The sequence below is a fragment of the Rhodanobacter umsongensis genome (genome assembly GCF_042654965.1).
GTDB classification, from domain to species: Bacteria; Pseudomonadota; Gammaproteobacteria; order Xanthomonadales; family Rhodanobacteraceae; genus Rhodanobacter; species Rhodanobacter umsongensis.
The window spans coordinates 121,011-137,963 of the sequence record NZ_JBHSMK010000004.1; the positions used below are offsets into that span (position 1 = coordinate 121,011).

Annotated in this window: 16 protein-coding genes and 1 pseudogene; 9 read left to right on the forward strand and 8 right to left on the reverse strand. The window is 66.7% G+C overall.

Going from position 1 to position 16,953, the window contains the following annotated elements; all coding sequences use genetic code 11:
• The first annotated feature begins 48 nt into the window (after nt 1-48).
• Nucleotides 49-1,302: a sensor histidine kinase gene (locus ACFPME_RS07925; protein WP_377303907.1), complete on the forward strand. Its 1,254-nt coding sequence runs from the start codon at nt 49-51 to the stop codon at nt 1,300-1,302.
• Nucleotides 1,295-2,071, forward strand: coding sequence for a LytR/AlgR family response regulator transcription factor (locus tag ACFPME_RS07930; protein ID WP_377303909.1), 777 nt, complete (start codon nt 1,295-1,297; stop codon nt 2,069-2,071). The genes ACFPME_RS07925 and ACFPME_RS07930 overlap by 8 nt, the downstream gene beginning before the upstream one ends.
• Before the next feature lie 102 nt (nt 2,072-2,173).
• On the opposite strand, the gene tatC is transcribed toward ACFPME_RS07930, so the two are convergent.
• The 4 genes and pseudogenes from tatC to ACFPME_RS07950 form a co-directional block, all read right to left on the reverse strand.
• Entirely contained in the window at nt 2,174-2,956 is a 783-nt protein-coding gene (tatC, locus tag ACFPME_RS07935) for a twin-arginine translocase subunit TatC (protein ID WP_377303911.1), read from the reverse strand.
• Complete coding sequence (tatB, locus tag ACFPME_RS07940; protein ID WP_377303913.1) at nt 2,943-3,380, reverse strand: Sec-independent protein translocase protein TatB; 438 nt, start codon at nt 3,378-3,380, stop codon at nt 2,943-2,945. Before tatB ends, tatC begins: the two co-directional genes overlap by 14 nt.
• A 24-nt stretch (nt 3,381-3,404) precedes the next feature.
• Nucleotides 3,405-3,662, reverse strand: coding sequence for a Sec-independent protein translocase subunit TatA (locus ACFPME_RS07945; RefSeq protein WP_377303915.1), 258 nt, complete (start codon nt 3,660-3,662; stop codon nt 3,405-3,407).
• Nucleotides 3,663-3,731: 69 nt separating this feature from the next.
• Nucleotides 3,732-4,415 (reverse strand): annotated as a pseudogene (locus ACFPME_RS07950) (lipid-binding SYLF domain-containing protein); the annotation flags it as partial.
• Between the two features lie 99 nt (nt 4,416-4,514).
• Between ACFPME_RS07950 and hemH the strand changes: the two are divergent.
• On the forward strand, nt 4,515-5,651 hold the full coding sequence (hemH, locus tag ACFPME_RS07955) for a ferrochelatase (protein ID WP_377303919.1): 1,137 nt from the start codon (nt 4,515-4,517) through the stop codon (nt 5,649-5,651).
• The gene (locus ACFPME_RS07960) at nt 5,635-6,477 is read left to right on the forward strand and encodes an alpha/beta fold hydrolase (protein ID WP_377303921.1); all 843 of its coding nucleotides are present in this window, start codon (nt 5,635-5,637) and stop codon (nt 6,475-6,477) included. Before hemH ends, ACFPME_RS07960 begins: the two co-directional genes overlap by 17 nt.
• A 4-nt stretch (nt 6,478-6,481) precedes the next feature.
• Here ACFPME_RS07960 and ACFPME_RS07965 read toward each other — a convergent pair whose 3' ends face one another.
• Both ACFPME_RS07965 and ACFPME_RS07970 read right to left on the reverse strand, forming a co-directional pair.
• A complete protein-coding gene (locus tag ACFPME_RS07965) occupies nt 6,482-6,799 on the reverse strand; it encodes a hypothetical protein (protein ID WP_377303923.1) in 318 nt (105 codons plus the stop codon).
• A gap of 281 nt (nt 6,800-7,080) precedes the next feature.
• On the reverse strand, nt 7,081-8,826 hold the full coding sequence (locus tag ACFPME_RS07970; RefSeq protein WP_377303925.1) for a dipeptidyl-peptidase 3 family protein: 1,746 nt from the start codon (nt 8,824-8,826) through the stop codon (nt 7,081-7,083).
• A 154-nt stretch (nt 8,827-8,980) separates the two neighbouring features.
• On the opposite strand from ACFPME_RS07970, the gene ACFPME_RS07975 reads away from it, so the two are divergent.
• From ACFPME_RS07975 to ACFPME_RS07985, 3 genes are all read left to right on the forward strand, one after another.
• Complete coding sequence (locus ACFPME_RS07975; RefSeq protein WP_377303927.1) at nt 8,981-10,315, forward strand: TCR/Tet family MFS transporter; 1,335 nt, start codon at nt 8,981-8,983, stop codon at nt 10,313-10,315.
• The gene (locus ACFPME_RS07980; protein ID WP_377303930.1) at nt 10,312-10,818 is read left to right on the forward strand and encodes a DUF1993 domain-containing protein; all 507 of its coding nucleotides are present in this window, start codon (nt 10,312-10,314) and stop codon (nt 10,816-10,818) included. Before ACFPME_RS07975 ends, ACFPME_RS07980 begins: the two co-directional genes overlap by 4 nt.
• Nucleotides 10,819-10,994: 176 nt before the next feature.
• Nucleotides 10,995-11,219, forward strand: coding sequence for a hypothetical protein (locus ACFPME_RS07985; RefSeq protein ID WP_377303932.1), 225 nt, complete (start codon nt 10,995-10,997; stop codon nt 11,217-11,219).
• Between the two features lie 21 nt (nt 11,220-11,240).
• Here the strand turns inward: ACFPME_RS07985 and ACFPME_RS07990 are convergent, their stop codons facing one another.
• Complete coding sequence (locus ACFPME_RS07990; RefSeq protein ID WP_377303934.1) at nt 11,241-11,396, reverse strand: hypothetical protein; 156 nt, start codon at nt 11,394-11,396, stop codon at nt 11,241-11,243.
• Between ACFPME_RS07990 and ACFPME_RS07995 the strand changes: the two genes are divergently transcribed.
• Together ACFPME_RS07995 and ACFPME_RS08000 are read left to right on the forward strand one after the other, a co-directional pair.
• Nucleotides 11,395-13,059 carry an NAD(P)/FAD-dependent oxidoreductase gene (locus ACFPME_RS07995; RefSeq protein ID WP_377303936.1) on the forward strand — a complete coding sequence of 555 codons (1,665 nt, stop codon included), beginning with the start codon at nt 11,395-11,397 and terminating at the stop codon, nt 13,057-13,059. The two genes, ACFPME_RS07990 and ACFPME_RS07995, sit on opposite strands and share 2 nt — an antisense overlap.
• 75 nt (nt 13,060-13,134) lie before the next feature.
• Nucleotides 13,135-13,785 carry a DsbA family oxidoreductase gene (locus tag ACFPME_RS08000; RefSeq protein WP_377303938.1) on the forward strand — a complete coding sequence of 217 codons (651 nt, stop codon included), beginning with the start codon at nt 13,135-13,137 and terminating at the stop codon, nt 13,783-13,785.
• 6 nt (nt 13,786-13,791) lie between these two features.
• Here ACFPME_RS08000 and ACFPME_RS08005 read toward each other — a convergent pair whose 3' ends face one another.
• Nucleotides 13,792-16,749, reverse strand: a complete 2,958-nt coding sequence (locus ACFPME_RS08005; protein WP_377303940.1) for an EAL domain-containing protein — start codon at nt 16,747-16,749, stop codon at nt 13,792-13,794.
• Nucleotides 16,750-16,953: the final 204 nt, after the last annotated feature.

Sequence of the window (16,953 nt, forward strand, 5' to 3'; positions counted from 1 at the left end):
GCACACCGGCGATATGCTTGCTCCCCATCAGCAACCAATGGAACCAACGTGATCAAAGGCCTGCTCTTCGTGCTGCGCATCGCCATTGCCTGGTTCCTGGTGGTCGTGCTCGCCGCGTTGGCCTGGAGCGAGATTCCATGGCTCGGCAGATTCGATTGGCCGGTCACGGTTGCGGGCATTCTTACCATGGCGTTGGTCGTCGCCGGCGCGCTGTCGCATCTGGCCCGTGTGCGGCTGATCGCTGGCCGCCTCGACAACGGCGCGCTGGCTAACCGGCAGCACCGGCAGATCGAAATTCCCCTGGAAGCCGGCGAAGCCTTCGATCTGCTCGATGCCGCCATCCGCGAGCTGCCGCGCGTCGAGCAGGTTGAAAGCGCGCGTGGCAGCTTGCTGGTGCATGCCAAGGTGCGGCGGGCCACCAACCAGGGCGAGTCTCCGCTGGGCCGCTGGAATCCCCTGTCGTGGTTTGAAACGCCGCGCAACCAGTTGCAGGCCACCGTGACAGCCAGCCACGGTGGCGGCAGCGTGACGCTGATCTGCGAACCAGCCACCCCGGCATGGAGTTACTGGTTCCTGTTGGACGGCGGCAGCAATTTCGAGCATGCCGAAGCCATCACCCGCGCGGTCAGTGAGCGTGTCGCCGCATTGCGCCGTGCCGAAAAAGCCGCCGCCACGCAGACCGAGACCGAGAAGGCACTCACCGTCGCCAAGCTCCGCCTGCTGCATGCTCAACTGGAACCGCACTTCCTCTACAACACCCTGGCAAGCGCGCAGTTGCTGACGCGCAGCGATCCGCCGCGCGCCGACGAGATGCTCGGGTATCTGATCCACTACCTGCGTCATTCGCTGCCGCGCTCTGATGATGAAATCTCGACGCTGGACGCGGAACTTGAACGTGCGGTTGCCTATATGGAAATCCTCAAGATCCGCATGGGCCCGCGCCTCGCAGTGCAGGTCGACGTACCCGAATCGCTGCGCGCCACGCCGCTGCCAACGATGATGCTGCAGACGCTGGTCGAGAACGCGATCAAGCACGGGCTCGAACCGCGGATCGGCGGCGGTACCGTCTGGATCCGGGCACGCCGCAGCCGCGACACCGTGGCGGTGACCGTGGCCGACGATGGCGACGGTTTCAACGCCAGCACCAGTGGCACCGGCATCGGCCTGAAGAACCTGCGCGAGCGGCTGCACCTGGTCTACGGCAGCCAAGCCACACTGGCGGTCGTCGCCAACTTTCCCACCGGCGTCGCGGCAACGATCACCATGCCGGCCGAGTTCGTCCGGGAAAGCCAGCATGTCTGATGCCATCCGCACCTGTGTTGTCGCCGAAGACGAAGCGCTGCTGTGCCAGGCGCTGCTGGACCAACTCGCGCACACGTGGCCGCAACTGCAGATCCTCGCTGCCTGCGAGGACGGCGCCAGCGCCCTGGAGGCACTGGCAGAACACCAGCCCCACGTCGCCTTCCTCGACATCCGGATGCCGGGCCTGAGCGGGCTGGAGGTCGCCGCCGCCGCCGCGCAGGTCAGCCCGGGCACGCAAATCGTCTTCGTCACCGCCTACGACCAGTACGCCGTCGACGCCTTCGAGCGTGGCGCGATCGATTACCTGCTCAAGCCGATCATCGCCGAGCGCCTGGCAGCGACCGTACAACGCCTGCAGGCGCGCACCGTCCGCTCGGATGCCGACGCGCTGGCGACGATACTCGAACATCTCGGCAAACACCTTCCGCGCGTCGGCAGCCCGGAGATGTTGTCCTGGATCACCGCCAGCGCCGGCCGCGAGACGCGGTTGATCGCGATCGACGACGTCGCGTACTTTCGCGCCGACAACAAATACACCACGGTGGTGACTGCAGACGGCGAGGCGCTGTTGCGCACGCCGATCCGCGAGCTGCTGACCCTACTTGATACGAACACGTTCAAGCAGATCCACCGATCGACCATCGTCAACCTCAAGGCCATCGCAGGCATCGTCCGCGACGACAGCGGACGCGGCACCGTGCGCCTCAAGTCACGCCCGGAGACACTGGCTGTCAGCGTGCCTTACATGGCTCTGTTTCGTCATAGGTGAATGGGCCGATGCCATCGCCGTCGGCGCTCGCACCTGTGCGCGCCAAGCTGTTCAACAAGCAAACCGAATTAACCACTCACTGCACGCGGTATCGAGGAATGTTCAGCTCGCGTCGCGCCGCAGCGATCCCGGCTTCACCAGCCAGCGCACCGCCAGCACGCCCAGCTCGTAGAGCAGGCACATCGGGATACCCAGCATCAGCATCGAGGTGATGTCCGGTGGCGTGATCACCGCAGCGATCGCGAACGCGCCGACGATGGCGAACCGTCGCCCGCTGCGCAGCTTGTCCAGATCGACGATGCCGATGGCGGCCAGCACCACGACCGCCACCGGCACCTCGAAGCAAAGGCCAAACGCGAAGAACATCAGCATCACGAAATCGAGGTAGTGGGTGATGTCGGTCATCATCTCCACGCCCTCCGGCGTCACCGCGGTGAGGAAACGGAACGCCGCCGGCAACACCAGGAAATAGGCGAAGGCGCAGCCCAGATAGAACAGCCCCATCGCCGCGATAAGCAACGGCCGCGCCAGGCGCTTCTCGTGCTTGTACAGGCCCGGGCTGACGAAGGCCCACAACTGATAGAGGATCACCGGCATGCTGATGAAAAGAGCCGTATAGAAGGCCAGTTTCAACGGGGTGATGAACGGGCTGGTGACCTCGGTGGCGATCAGGTGCGCACCCTGCGGCAGGCGTGCCACCAGCGGCGCGGCCAGTTCGGAGTACAGGCGGTTCGCGAAGGGCACCAGCGCCAGCAGCACCAGCACCACCGCCGCTACCGACTTGAGCAGGCGCGCGCGCAACTCCAGCAGATGCGAAAACAACCCCTGCTGCAGGGCATCGCCAACATCTTCGGATTCGGGCGCGTCGGGTTCAGGCGTCGTCATGCGGAAGCTTTCTGCTGGATCGGGGCAGCACGGCGGGCTCGCCCAGCGGCAGTTCGGCCTGGAGACTTTCGGACGGCCCGTCGGGACCCATGGCGTCGTCGATGGATCCGGCGGCTGGCGTGGCGCCGGGCGCGTTCATCGCGGCCACAGCGGCCTGCTCGATCGGTTCGCGCACCTGCTGCAGGCCTTCCTTCATTTCGTTCTGCGCCGCCTCGGCGCGAGAGGCGGCCTCGCGCGCGGTGCGCTTGATCTGCTCGATCTCCAGCTCGCGCTCGACCTCGGCACGAACATTGTCCCAGCCACTGCGCACACGCCGTAACAGCGCACCGGCCGTGCGGGCGGCGCCGGGCAACTTTTCCGGGCCGAGCACGATCAACGCGATCAGGGCGAGCAGTACCAGTTTGCCGAGACTGATCTCGATCATCGCCGCGCTCCGCCCGCCGCGCGCCTACTTGGTTTCGCTGGAGTCGCGCTGACTCTGCGTCGTGGCATGGTCGGCCGGCGGATCGGCGCGCAGCTGCTCGGCCGCCTTGCGCTTGGCTTCCTCTTCCTTCTGCTTTGCGTCGTCGTCGCCGCTGAGGTTCTTCTTGAAGTCGCGGATCGCCGAACCGAGATCCGGCCCGAGGTTGCGGATCTTCTTGGTACCGAACACCAGCAGCACGATGACCAGCAGAATGGCCCAGTGCCAGAAACTGTCAAAACCCATAATCAACCTCTGGCCGGACTCCAGCCCAATCAGCATGGCGCGGATCGCGCCGGCAACGCGCGACGATTACCGCGAAGTGTACTCCTCAAGGCGGTCGCGGAAATCGACCACCGGCGTCGGCACGTTGCTCACGCCGCCTTCAAAAATGCGCCGCGGCGTGATGCCGGCGCCATACACGGCCTCGTTGGCGTCGTAGTCGATGCGCAGCGCAGCGCCGTCGATGGCCACGCCGGCAAACAGGCCGCGAGTGCGCGAATAGGAGTAGATCTCGGCCTTCAACTGGCCATCGGTGGCCGCCGAGGCGGTGCGTCCGACCGGGCCGGCCGCGGCCGACGCGTCGGCGCCGAGGGTGAACTTGCCGCGCACGATCGAATCCACGCCGCGCTGGGTGCGAAACACCAGCACCACGTCGGTCGAGGACACACCCGCCTGGAACCCCACGCTGCCGCCGGTCATGCTGATGAAACTGGGGTTGGACCAGGTGCCGTCGGGGCTCTTGATCGAGATCAGGCCCTCACCGCGACGGCCGCCGAAGATGAAGCCGGCCTTGATCATGTCGGGGATCACCGCAATCGCCTTGGCATCGCGCAGCAGATCAGTGGGGATCGCCTTGTCCGGCGCCTGCATGATGTCGTTCAGCACGCGCACCGCGTTCGTGGCGCGCACCAGCGGCGGATCCTCGGCATGCACGCTCATGGCCGGCAGCGACAACGCCAGGCCGATCAGCAGCAAACGATGCAGTGTCTTGAACATGGACAACTCCACTCAGGTTGGGGTGCGGCGTGACGACGCACAGGCGGCGCATGGCGCTTGTGGCAGACTGCACCGCCTGGGTTCAATCGCGATGCCACCATGCCACGCAGCGATCACTATACCGGCCTCGCCGGCGATTCCCACGGACCGCTCGTTCAGCCCGTTCAGGCGGCCGTGCTGCTGGTCAACCTGGGTACGCCGACCGCGCCCACGGCGAAGGCGGTGCGGCCGTATCTTGCGCAGTTCCTCGGTGATCGCCGGGTGATCGACTATCCGCGCTGGCTGTGGTGGCTGATCCTGCACGGCGTGATCCTGCGGGTGCGTCCGCCGCGCTCGGCGCGGGCCTATGCGAAGGTGTGGACCAGCCAGGGTTCGCCGCTGCGCTTCGGTAGCGAAGCGGTGGCCGAGGCGCTCCACCGCGAGCTTGCCCGGCAGCGTCCCGACGGACCGATCCAGGTGGCGCTGGCAATGCGCTACGGTGAGCCGTCGGTGGCGGCCACCATCGCGCGTCTGCAGCACGAGGGCGTGCGCCGGCTGCTGGTGTTGCCGCTGTATCCGCAGTATTCGGCAACCTCCACCGGCTCGGTCATCGATGCGGTCGCCGATGCGCTGAAGACCCTGCGCTGGCCGCCGGAGCTGCGCCTCGTCAACGATTACCATGACGACCCCGGCCATATCGCGGCATTGGCCAGCAGCATCGAGGGCTGGTGGGCAATCAACGGTCGCGGCGACAAATTGCTGCTGTCGTTCCACGGCATTCCCGAACGCTACGTACGACTGGGCGACCCGTACCTCGACCAGTGCCAGCGCACCGCGCGACTGCTGCGCGAGCATTTGCGTCTGGGCGAAGACGAGCTGGTGGTCAGCTTCCAGTCACGCGTGGGTCGCGAGAGCTGGCTGCATCCGTATACCGACGCCACCGTGCGCAGGTTGGCCACCGAAGGCGTGCAACGGCTCGACGTCGCCTGCCCTGGCTTCGCGGTGGACTGCCTGGAGACCCTGGAGGAAATCGCGATGCAGAACCGGGCGTTCTTCATCGCCGCCGGTGGCGGCGACCTGCGCTACATCCCGGCGCTGAACGACAGCGCCGGACAGGTCGACAGCCTTGCCGCGCTGGTCTTGCGCCATACCCAGGGCTGGCCGGAATTCGCCGCCGATTACGACGCGGAGGCCGCGCAACGACGCCAGGCCGATGCCCATCTGCGCGCGCAGCAGCCACGTGCACGCAGCGATTGAGCGACGCATCCAGCTGCCCCATCTGGCGCTTAGCGCGCTGACCTGGGGCGACGAGCACGCGCCCGCGCTGCTGGCGCTGCACGGCTGGCTCGACAACGCGGGCAGCTTCGCCCTGCTGGCTCCGTTGCTGGCCACGCACTACCGGGTGATCGCGCTGGACCTGCCCGGCCACGGCCACGCCGACCATCTGCCGCCGGGCAGCAGCTACCACTACGTCGACTACGTGCGCGCGGTGCTCGCCGCGATCGATGCCCTGCAACTGGATCGCCTCACCCTGCTCGGTCATTCGCTGGGTGCCGGCATTGCCGCGTTGGCCGCCATCGCCGCGCCCGAGCGGGTCGAGCGCCTGTTGCTGATCGAAGGCCTCGGACCGCTGGGCGACGACGGCTCGCATACCTTGCAACGCTTCCGCGACGCGCTCGCATCACGCCCGGAAGGCAGGCCGCTGCGGGTGTTCCGCAGCGTCGAACAGGCGACCAGCGCGCGCAGCATCGTCAGCGGCCTGCGTGGCGAACTGGCCTGGCCCATTGTCGAGCGCGCCCTGATCGAAACCAGCGGCGGCTGGCGCTGGCGCAGCGACCCGCGATTGACCCGCCCCACCCCCCTGCGCATGGCGGAAACCCAGATCCACGCCCTGCTGCACGGCATCACCGCACCCGCCGCCGTGCTACTGGCACAGCCCGCCACCGCCTACCTGCCCAGCACCCTGATGCAGACGCGCGCGGCCTGCGTGCCCACCATCACCGTCAGCCAGATGGACGGCGGCCACCATCTGCACCTTGAGCATCCGCAGGCCGTCGCCGAGTGGATCACGGCGGACGTATAGCGAATCACGGCACGCCACGCGCACGCTTGGCCCCATCCGTCCAGTCACCGAATCTCTCCGTGCGGATGAACTCGAGGAGAGAGTGAATGGATCGCGCCGACACCCGCGACATAGCCGCCCTGCTCGCTGCCACCGATGAGCGGGGCACGTGGCTCGGGTCGTTTTCGAGGCGCACCGGCTGATCCTGCACCACCAGCGCGGTGGCAGCCTCGACAGCGATGGCCCGATGCGCGCCGTGCACCAGCCGCTGCTTCACGGTTCGTCGGACAGAGATCGCCTGATCCGCACCATCGACGGGAACCTCGATACTCCGCTCGACCAACGACGCTTCCGTCAGTCGATGGACAAGTCGTACGTGCTCAACAGGGCCGCCCACGATATCGGGGCTGGCCTACGACGCGGTAAGAATCCGGTCGTTCGCGGCGACCAGGCCACCAGCGACAGGAATGCTTCGGCTTCCCGGGTTGACGCTGATGCGATCTCCATTCGTGAGTTGGTGATCCCGCAGTCTGGAAACGCGCCGGTGCTCGACGCCCCCGGTTGGATGAGGATAAGCGTCGTGAACGGGGGCGCTCCTGCACCTATCACCAACTGCGGGAAAGCTCAGCGCCGCTTCGGAACGGGCGCATCGAGCCCCAGCACGTCGAGCCCCTGCTCGAAGCGGATGTCGACCGGGATCTTCGCCTGGTCGAGTCGCTTCAGGTCGCCGGCCAGTTCGGCGTCGACGGCGCCCATCTGGTCGGTGAGCTGTTTCGCCGCTTCGTAGTCGCCGTCGCCCTGGATGGTCAGCAGCCTGGCCGACAGTGCGTTCATCGCCGCGGTCATCCTGTCGAAGTCGACGCGGTAGCGGCCGCTGTTTTCGTCGCGGCTGAATGCACCCTGCTGCTTGAAGAAGTTGAAGCGCACCATGTTCGCCTTGGCGTGCGCGTCGCTGGCGCCGAAGCGTACCGAGCGCAGGATGCCGGCGAGGAAGGTAACGTAGTTGTTCATCAGCCCCGACTTGTCCAGCTCGCCCTTCTCGGCCAGCCTGCTGACCATGTACAGGCCGAGGATGTCGGCCTTGCCTTCCTCGAAGCTGGAGGCCTGGTCCTTCAGCGCCTTGCGCACGGTGCCCTTGCCGTCCAGCGTGTTCTTGATGCCCAGCCCGTGCGCCACTTCGTGGAACATGGTGTTCTGGAAGAACGCGTCGAAGGTGAGATTGCGCTGCTGGTCCTCGGTGATCAGCTCTTTCGCGATCGGCAGCATGATCTTGTCGAACTTCGCCTGCATCACGTTTTCCAGCTGCAGCCGGCGCGTGCCCTTCTTCAGTTGCACCTGTTCGTCGTTGGGCAGGTTGATCGCGATGGTCTTGGCGCCGACGTTGGCGTCGCCGCCGTAGTAGATCGCGAAGTAGGCGTTGAGGTCGGCGTCGGAGCCGGGCTTTTCCGCCTTGTACCTGTCGGCCACCGGCAGGCCGCGCTGCAGTTCGGGCAGGTACTTGGCGAAGCGCGCCAGCTTCTTGCTCCATGCCTGGTCCTTGATCAGTACGTAGGATTCGTAGCTGGCCTTGTAGCCGTAGAGCTGGTCTTCGTAGGTCTCGATCGGGCCGATCACGATGTCGACCGGGTTGTTCTTCATGTCCATCCAGGCGAGGTCGCTGGCCTGGTAGTCGTCGCTGAGCAGCGCGTCGGCGCGCAGCGCCAGGTATTTTTTGAAACCGGGATCCCTCGCCAGCTTCGCGGCCTGGCGCAACAGGCCGGCGGTTTTCTGCAGCTCGGCCCTGTACGCCTCGTGGTAGGGCACGCTGATCAGCTGGCCCTGCGCGTCGCGGCGCAGCAGGGTGTACAGCGAGGTCTTGTCCTTCAGCGTGGATTTCTCGAACTCCTCCTTGCCCATGTCGGCCGGGTAGAACCGCGCACCGGCCGGGCGCGCGCCGACGCCGTCGACGAACGGGCGGTCGTTGTCCAGCCGGTTCCACGGGCCGTAGTTGAGTTCGGCGAACTCGCGCGTGGACGGGTCGGCGATCTTCTGCAGCAGCGCGTCCTTGTCGCCCCAAGCCTGCTGCCAGTAGATCGCGTTCATGCTGTCGGCCGCGTCGACCAGCAGGGCGATCATTTTCTTCTGTTTCGCGTTGAAGCCGGACAGGTCGGCGCTGAGTTTGACGCTGGCGCAGTCGGCCAGGCGCTGGTTGGTCGACGCGCCATCCACGCCCTCCACCGGCGTGCCGGCCATCGCGGCGGGCGCGCTGCTGGCGGGCGCCACGGGCGCCAGCTCCTCCTTCGATACGGGCGCCATGGGTGCAGCATCGTGGCCGGAGGAACAGCCAGCCAGCGCAACGATCAGGCAGAGCGGGAGCAGACGTCGATACATGGCGGTTCCTTGACGCGGGGATTGCCCATGGTATCGCGCCGTGCCTGCACCGGCCTGTTCGCGCCCGGCGGTGGTGCCCGATATCGGCGACTTCGCACATGCTGCGGCGGCGTCATTCGGCTATCGTGCACGCTTCCCCATCCCGCCGCGCCCCATGGATCAATCACTGTCCCCCACTGCACCGCACCGCCGCGCTGCGCTTACCTTCATCTTCGTCACCGTGATGCTGGACATGCTGGCATTCGGCATCATCATCCCGGTGCTGCCGCACCTGATCGTGGAGCTGATCGGCGGCAGCATCTCGAAGGCCGCGGTGTGGGTGGGCGCATTCGGGGCCCTGTTCATGCTGATGCAGTTCGTGTTCTCGCCGGTGCAGGGCGCGCTGTCGGATCGCTTCGGCCGGCGCACGGTGATCCTGATCTCCAGCTTCGGCCTCGGCATCGACTTCATCGCGATGGCACTGGCGCCGGCGCTGTGGTTGCTGTTCATCGGCCGCGCCGTGTCCGGCGTGTGCGCAGCGAGCTTTTCCACCGCCAATGCCTACATCGCCGACATCGTGCCGAGGGAGAAGCGCGCCGCCGCGTTCGGCACGCTCGGTGCCGCGTTCGGCATCGGTTTCATCGTCGGCCCGGCGCTGGGCGGCTTTCTCGGTGACCTGCATATCCGGCTGCCGTTCTGGGTCGCGGCCGGGTTGTCGCTGATCAACTTCTGCTACGGCTACTTCGTGCTGCCCGAGTCGCTACCGAAAGAAAAGCGCAGTGCGCGCTTCGACTGGCGCCATGCCAATCCATTTGGCGCGGTGGTACTGCTGCGGCGCTATCCGCAGGTGTTCGGCCTGGCCGCAGTGTTCTTCCTGATCAACCTGGCGCAGTTTTCGCTGAACTCCACCTACGTGCTGTACACCGATTACCGCTACGGCTGGGGGCCGCAGGCCGTCGGTTTCACGCTCGGCCTGGTCGGCCTGTGCAGTGGATTGGTGCAGGCGGTACTGGTGCGTCGGTTGATGCCGCAGCTGGGCGAGCGGCGGATGATTCTGGCCGGACTGGTTCTGTGCATCGTCGGCTACTTGTTCTTCGGCTTCGCCTCGCTGCCGTGGCTGTTCCTGCTCGGCATTCCGTTTCTCAGTCTCGGCGGCCTAGCAGGACCGCCGGCGCAGGCGATGATGACGCATCAGGTCGATCCGCATGAGCAGGGCCGTCTGCAGGGCGCGTTGACCAGCCTGGCCAGCCTCGCCGGCATCTTCGGCCCGGCGCTGTTCGCCAACATCTTCGCCTTGTTCATCAGCGACCACGCCCCGGTGCAGCATCTGCCCGGTGCGGCATTCGTGCTGGCCGCGCTGCTGCTGTTTGCCGCCGCGCTGACCGCGGTGCGCGTGATGCGCCACACACCAGCCGAGACGCCATCGGCATCCGCCGACATCGCTCCCCTGCCTTTCAACGAGTTCTCGCCCGAATCGATTCCCCACCTCCCACCGGAGCAATCCCCATGACACTGTCCATGTATCAGGCTGCCGTTCCCGTATTCGTTCGCGCACTCGGCAATCTCGCAGACGTGCTGAAGAAGGGCGAGGAACACGCCAGGTCGAAAGAGGTCTCCGATGAGGTCTTGCTGCAGACCCGGTTGATCCCCGACATGCTGCCCCTGGTCAGGCAGGTGCAGATCGCCTGCGACATGGGCGTACGCGGCACCGCCCGCCTGGCCGGTGTGGAGCCGATGTCGTTCGAGGACAACGAGACCACGCTGGCGCAGGTCTACTCGCGCATCGAACGCGCGATCGAGTACATCAACACGTTCAAGCCAGAACAGCTCGACGGCAGCGAAGGCCGCTCGATCGTACTCAAGATGCGTACCGGTGAAATGACCTTCGACGGCCAGGCCTACCTGCTGGGCTTCGTCATTCCGAACCTGTTCTTCCACTGCACCACCGCGTACAACCTCCTGCGCAAGGCCGGCGTCGGCATCGGCAAGACCGATTTCATCGGCGCCGCATGAGCTGCAGCGCTGGCGGCCGCGCGACCAGCGCCGCCAGCGCCCGGGGTTCGCGAATGCCCGCTGCCGTGCGCACATGTCCCGAACCGTGATGCACAACACATTTGCCCGATTTTGTTGGCCCATGGCCTGCTTGATGAAACTCGACCCCCACGGCTCCAACCATCGAGTGAATCCCCATGGCACCCATCTTTGAATGCATCATCGCCGGCGGCCCGCAGCATGGCCTGATCTGCCGCCGGCGCTGGGACTGCCGGCGCAGCGCGCCGCTGGCGGTGACCAGCGAGGACGGCCAGCTATGTCTCGCGGCAGCACGCAAGCACACCAGCGCCACCCACACCCGGATCATCCTGCTGCACCCGCACGCCACCGGCGAACAGTTTCTGACCCTGCTGGTGGCCTGAACTGCCCCGCAGCGTCAGCTGTCAAAACGCTGACGGGCGCTGAAAGACCGCCGCTGCAGCCGGGTGCGCCACCACCTCCTTGTGGCGCCGCACGATCACCTCGACAATGAACGGCCAGGCCTCGTGGCGACGCGCCTCGATGGCTTCCACCACGTTGATGTATGCCCGGACCCGCATGTTGCGATTGACCGACCTCAAGCTGCCGCTGGATCACAGCGAGGCCGAACTGACCGCCGCGATCCTCGGGCGGCTGGGCATCGAGGCTGCCGCGCTGACCGGCTACAGCGTGGCGAAGCGCAGCCACGACGCCCGCAAGCGCGGCGCGATCGCGCTGATCTACGCGCTGGATATCGACACCCCGCGCGAGGCCGAACTGCTGCAGCGCTTCGCCGACGATCCCCATGTGCAACCCTCGCCGGACACCGACTACCACTTCGTGGCCAAGGCCCCGCCGCGCATGGAGCACCGGCCGCTGGTGATCGGCTTCGGCCCGTGCGGGCTGTTCGCCGGGTTGATCCTGGCGCAGATGGGCTTCCGTCCCATCGTCCTCGACCGCGGCAAGGAAGTGCGCGAGCGCACGAAGGACACCTGGGACCTGTGGCGCAAGCGCCAGCTGCATCCCGAGTCGAACGTGCAGTTCGGCGAGGGCGGCGCCGGCACGTTTTCCGACGGAAAGCTGTACAGCCAGATCCGCGACCCGCTGCACCACGGCCGCAAGGTGCTGACCGAGTTCGTCAAGGCGGGCGCGCCGGAGGAGATCCTCTACGTCAGCAAGCCGCACATCGGCACGTTCCGGCTGGTCTCGATGGTGGAGAACATGCGCGCCACGATCGAGGCGCTGGGCGGCGAGATCCGCTTCAGCCAGCGCGTCGACGACCTGTTGCTGGAGTCGTGCGCGGATGGCCAGCGGCAGATCCGTGGCGTCACCCTGGCCAGCGGCGAGCAGCTCCGGGCCGACCACGTGGTGTTGGCGCTCGGCCACAGCGCGCGCGACACCTTCGAGATGCTGCACGCGCGCGGCGTATACCTGGAAGCCAAACCGTTCTCGATCGGCTTCCGCATCGAACACCCGCAGTCGGTGATCGACCGCGCCCGCTTTGGCCCGCAGGCCGGCCATACGCTTCTCGGCGCGGCCGACTACAAGCTGGTGCATCACGGCAAGGGAAATCAGGGCGGACGCGGGCGTTCGGTGTACAGCTTCTGCATGTGCCCCGGCGGCACCGTGGTCGCCGCCACCAGCGAGCCCGGCCGCGTGGTGACCAACGGCATGAGCCAGTACTCGCGCAACGAGCGCAACGCGAACGCGGCGGTGGTGGTCGGCATCGACCCGTCCGACTTCGCGCCGTACGACGCCAGCGGCAGCCCGCTCGCCGGCATCGCGTTGCAGCGCGCCCTGGAAAGCCACGCCTACGTGCTCGGCGGCGAAAACTACAGCGCTCCGGCGCAACTGGTCGGCGATTTTCTGGCCGGCCGCGCCTCGCGCGAATTCGGCGACGTGCAACCTTCCTACAAACCCGGCGTCACGCTGGGCAGCCTCGACAGCACCCTGCCCGACTACGCCATCGCCGCGATCCGCGAGGCGCTGCCCGCGTTCGAGCGGCAGATCAGGGGCTATGCGATGCACGACGCCGTCCTCACCGGCGTGGAGACGCGCACCTCCTCGCCGGTGCGCATCAAACGCGACGACAGCCTGCAAAGCCTCAACAGCCGCGGCCTGTACCCCGCCGGCGAAGGCGCCGGCTACGCCGGCGGCATCCTTTCCGCCGCGGTCGACGGCATCAAGGTGGCCGAAGCGGTGGCGCTGAGCATCGCCGGCAGCCGCGTTCCGACCGGTGGTTGATTGCGCCGCGTCGCGGCCGCATCTTGATCGGGTCCGCAGCACCCCTGCCGCCCGTCTCACGATGAAGGTATCCCGATGTCCGTCCCCGCCCCGCTCCGCATCGACTTCGTCTCCGACGTCTCCTGCCCGTGGTGCGCGATCGGGCTGGCCTCGCTGCAGCAGGCGCTGGCGAAGCTGGAGGATGAGGTCAGCGCGGAGATCCACTTCCAGCCGTTCGAGCTGAATCCGCGGATGACGCCGGAGGGCGAGGACTCCACCGAGCACCTGGTGCGCAAGTACGGCAGTTCGGCCGAGCAGATCGACGCGAATCGCGCGGTGATACGCGCGCGTGGCGCGGCGCTGGGTTTCACCTTCAACATGGACCGGCGCAGCCGCGTCTACAACACCTTCGACGCGCACCGGCTGCTGCACTGGGCCGGGCTGGAAGGTCGCCAGCTCGCGCTGAAGCAGATCCTGTTGCGCGCCTATTTCACCGACGGCGAGGACGTGAGCGCGCACGCCACCTTGCTGCGGCTGGCCGCCGAAGCGGGCCTGGACGTCGAGCGCGCGCGGCAGATCCTGGCCGGCCACGAATACGCGAACGAAGTGCGCGCGCAGGAGCAGTTCTTCCAGAGCCGCGGCATCCACTCGGTACCGGCAACCATCATCAATGGGCAGCACCTGATTTCCGGCGGACAGCCGCCGGAGGCTTTCGAGCAGGCCCTGCGCGAGATCGCCACCGCGTAGGTCCGTTCACGCGTCGACGGGGTGCGGCTCCCGCCACTGCGCGATCGGCGCGGGATGGCCGAGCAGGTAGCCCTGGCCCATCTCGCAGCCCATCGCCATCAGCGCACGGTACTGGATCTCGGTTTCGATGCCTTCGGCGATCACCTGGATGTTCAGCGCGCGCGCCAGCGCCAGGATCGCCGCCACCACCGTGGTGCTGTTGGTGTTGGCGCCCTTGTCCAGTTCCTGCACGAACGCGCGGTCGATCTTCAGGATGCGCAGCGGCAGCGAGTGCAGATAGCTGAGCGAGGAATAGCCCGTGCCGAAATCGTCCAGCGCCGCGCCCACGCCGATCAGGCGCAGCCGGTCGAGCGTGGCGCGCACGCGCTCGGGGTTGTCCAGCAGCGCGCCTTCGGTCACCTCGACCACCAGCCGCGACGGCGCCAGGCCGGTGTGTTCGAGCAGGCGAATCAGGCGCTCGTCGAAATCCGCGTAGCGCAGATGCAGGGCCGAGACATTCAGCGTCATGAAGGCGTCGGCGCGGCCATGCTGCAGCAGCAGCTGGCAGCTCAACTCGAACATGCGCCAGTCGATCGCCTCGATCAGCCCGCTGTCCTCGGCGATCTTCAGGAAATCGCCCGGTCGCAGCAGGCCTCGCTGCGGATGGTTCCAGCGGATCAGCGCCTCATAGCCCACCACGTGACCGCCATCGAGCCCGCAGATCGGCTGGAAGTACGGCTCGAACTGATCGTGCTGCAGCGCGTGGCGCAGTTCGCCTTCCAGCGCCAGCACGTCGACCACGTTCTTGGCCAGCGTCTCGTCGAATATCTCGAAGCGCTTGCGCCCCAGTTCCTTGGCCCGATACAGCGCGATGTCGGCGTCGCGCAACATTTCGTCGGCCACCTCGTAACGCGCATCACCCACGGCGATGCCCACGCTGGCAGTCACCTGCAGGTCCTTGCCGGCGACCGGCATGGGCTCGCGCAGGGCGTCCATCACCCGTTGCGCGACGAGGGTGGCGCTCGTCGTCAGATCCGCGTCCTCCAGCAGTATCGCGAACTCGTCGCCGGACAGTCGCGCCACCAGGTCGGGATGGCGCACGCAGCCGGCCAGTCGCGTCGCCACCTCTTTCAGCACCTCGTCGCCGGCCAGATGGCCGAGGCTGTCGTTGATGATCTTGAAGCGGTCGACATCCAGATACAGCAGCGCGCAATGACGCTGCGGCTCGCGCCGGATCGCGCCGAGCACGCGTTCGATGCGGTCGCGCAGATAGCTGCGGTTGGGCAGGCCGGTCAGCGAGTCGTGCATGACCTGATGGCGCAGCTGATCCTGCATGCGTTCGCGCTCGATGATTTCCTTGCGCAAGGCCAGAGTGCGTTCCTCCACACGATGTTCAAGCTGCTCGTACGCGCGCCTCAGCGACTCGGCGGAGCGGCGGCGGGTGAGGCTGTTGGCGATCTGCGAGGCGACGAAGGTGAGCAGTTCCTGGTCGGCCGGGCCGTACACAACGGTGGCCCGATAGCTCTGCACAGTGACCAGCCCGATCGCCTCGTCGCCCACAATCAGCGGCACGCCCAGCCAGCACATCGCCGGCGAACCCATGCGACCCGGCGCTATCTCGCCCAGGCGATCGAGCTCCTCGATGTCGGCATTGTCGGCGCGCAGCGCGGTGCCCCGGCGCAGCACGTACTCGCTCAGCCCGCGCCCAAGCGGGCGCTCGGCCGGCGGTGACAGTACGGCGTCCACCGAGTACGGAAACGTCAGGTGCTGGCGATCGTCCGAGAGCAGCGCGATGAAGAAGTTCTCCGCATTCAGAAGTTCGCCGACCACGGCGTGCACGCGCCGATAGAACGCATCCTGGTCGATATCCGCGGTGGCCAGCTCGGCGATCTGGAACAGCGCCGCCTGCAGATGTTCGGCGCGCTGGCGCTCCAGGATCTCCAGCTGCAGGCCGCGATTGGCCTCGGCCAGTTCCAGCGTGCGCAGCTGCACGCGCTGCTCCAGATCCTCCTTGCCCTGCTTGCGTTCCAGTGCAGTGAGGATGTGGCTTCCGACGAATTCCAGCAGGGCCAGATCCTCGTCGGTGAAGCCGATGTTCTGCTCGTAGCTCTGCACCACCAGCGCACCGCCGGGCTGACCGTCGCGCAACATCGGCACGCCGAGCCAATCGTAGCTGTCCGGGCCGATCAAGGTCACCGGCCCCCGCACCTGACTGCGCAACTCCTCGGCATTGCCCATGCGTGCCTTGCCGTCGCGCATCACGTACCAGGTCAATGTGTATTCGATCGCGCTCAGCGGCATGTCCTGGCCGTCGCCGGGCACAGCCGGATCCTTGACGTCGACGAAGTACAGGAACCGGATCGTGTCCCGCTCCGCGTTGTGCAGCACGATGAAGAAGTTCTCCGCGTACATCAGCGTGCTGACGATGGCATGGATGCCGCGCAGCATGTCCGGCATGTCGCGCTCGGAACCGGCCAGGTCGGAGATGGCAAACAACGCGCGCTGCAGCGTCTCGGAGCGCGCCAGCTGCTGATGCGCGCGCTGCAGTTCGATCCATTCCAGCGTCCGCTGCAGATGCTGACCGGCAAGCTGCAACGGTGCCGCCAGTTTTCCAGGAAAGCCGATGTCGTCGTGGTCGGTCTGCAAGGTCAGCAGCAGCAGTGCGGGCTCCGGCTGCCGACACAGGCGCAGCGCGATGCGGCGTTGATCCGCGGGATGTCGGCAGGGCTGGTCCGATTGGCCGGCACGGCGCAACCACGGCTCATCGGCAGGATCCATCCGGATCGGCGGCACGCTGTGATAACCGCCTGGCCGCTCCAGTCCCCACAACACGCAGGTGGCCTCACAGCCCAGCTCGGCCTGGGCCAGGTCCGCAATCACCGCGGCCACCTGGTCAGGCGTATGGGCCGTCGCAAGGCTGGCCAGCCATGCCAGTTGCAATGAGTCGTCGATCGACGTCGCCCCTACAACATCCGCGTCCTTCATCAACAGAGCTCCCCGTGGCAACGAGCGCACCTGCATCCGGGATCAGCATACGCTTTCGCGGCGCGCAACCTGCATCGGCCGGAGCCAGCGTGAACGCACCGCCGGGTGGGTGGGCGCGCAATACCGATAAACTAGCTCTTGGATCCAACCCCTTCGACCCGGCACGTACGCTCGACCCGGCCGCCGGAGCCTCCTGGGTAACGA

Coding starts and splice junctions, on each gene's coding strand:
- ACFPME_RS07930 (WP_377303909.1), top strand. CDS start 1,295: ATGTCTGATGCCATCCGCACCTGTGTTGTCGCCGAAGACGAAGCGCTG.
- tatC (WP_377303911.1), bottom strand. CDS start 2,956: ATGACGACGCCTGAACCCGACGCGCCCGAATCCGAAGATGTTGGCGAT.
- tatB (WP_377303913.1), bottom strand. CDS start 3,380: ATGATCGAGATCAGTCTCGGCAAACTGGTACTGCTCGCCCTGATCGCG.
- ACFPME_RS07945 (WP_377303915.1), bottom strand. CDS start 3,662: ATGGGTTTTGACAGTTTCTGGCACTGGGCCATTCTGCTGGTCATCGTG.
- hemH (WP_377303919.1), top strand. CDS start 4,515: ATGCCACGCAGCGATCACTATACCGGCCTCGCCGGCGATTCCCACGGA.
- ACFPME_RS07970 (WP_377303925.1), bottom strand. CDS start 8,826: ATGTATCGACGTCTGCTCCCGCTCTGCCTGATCGTTGCGCTGGCTGGC.
- ACFPME_RS07975 (WP_377303927.1), top strand. CDS start 8,981: ATGGATCAATCACTGTCCCCCACTGCACCGCACCGCCGCGCTGCGCTT.
- ACFPME_RS07980 (WP_377303930.1), top strand. CDS start 10,312: ATGACACTGTCCATGTATCAGGCTGCCGTTCCCGTATTCGTTCGCGCA.
- ACFPME_RS07985 (WP_377303932.1), top strand. CDS start 10,995: ATGGCACCCATCTTTGAATGCATCATCGCCGGCGGCCCGCAGCATGGC.
- ACFPME_RS07995 (WP_377303936.1), top strand. CDS start 11,395: ATGTTGCGATTGACCGACCTCAAGCTGCCGCTGGATCACAGCGAGGCC.
- ACFPME_RS07990 (WP_377303934.1), bottom strand. CDS start 11,396: ATGCGGGTCCGGGCATACATCAACGTGGTGGAAGCCATCGAGGCGCGT.
- ACFPME_RS08000 (WP_377303938.1), top strand. CDS start 13,135: ATGTCCGTCCCCGCCCCGCTCCGCATCGACTTCGTCTCCGACGTCTCC.
- ACFPME_RS08005 (WP_377303940.1), bottom strand. CDS start 16,749: ATGAAGGACGCGGATGTTGTAGGGGCGACGTCGATCGACGACTCATTG.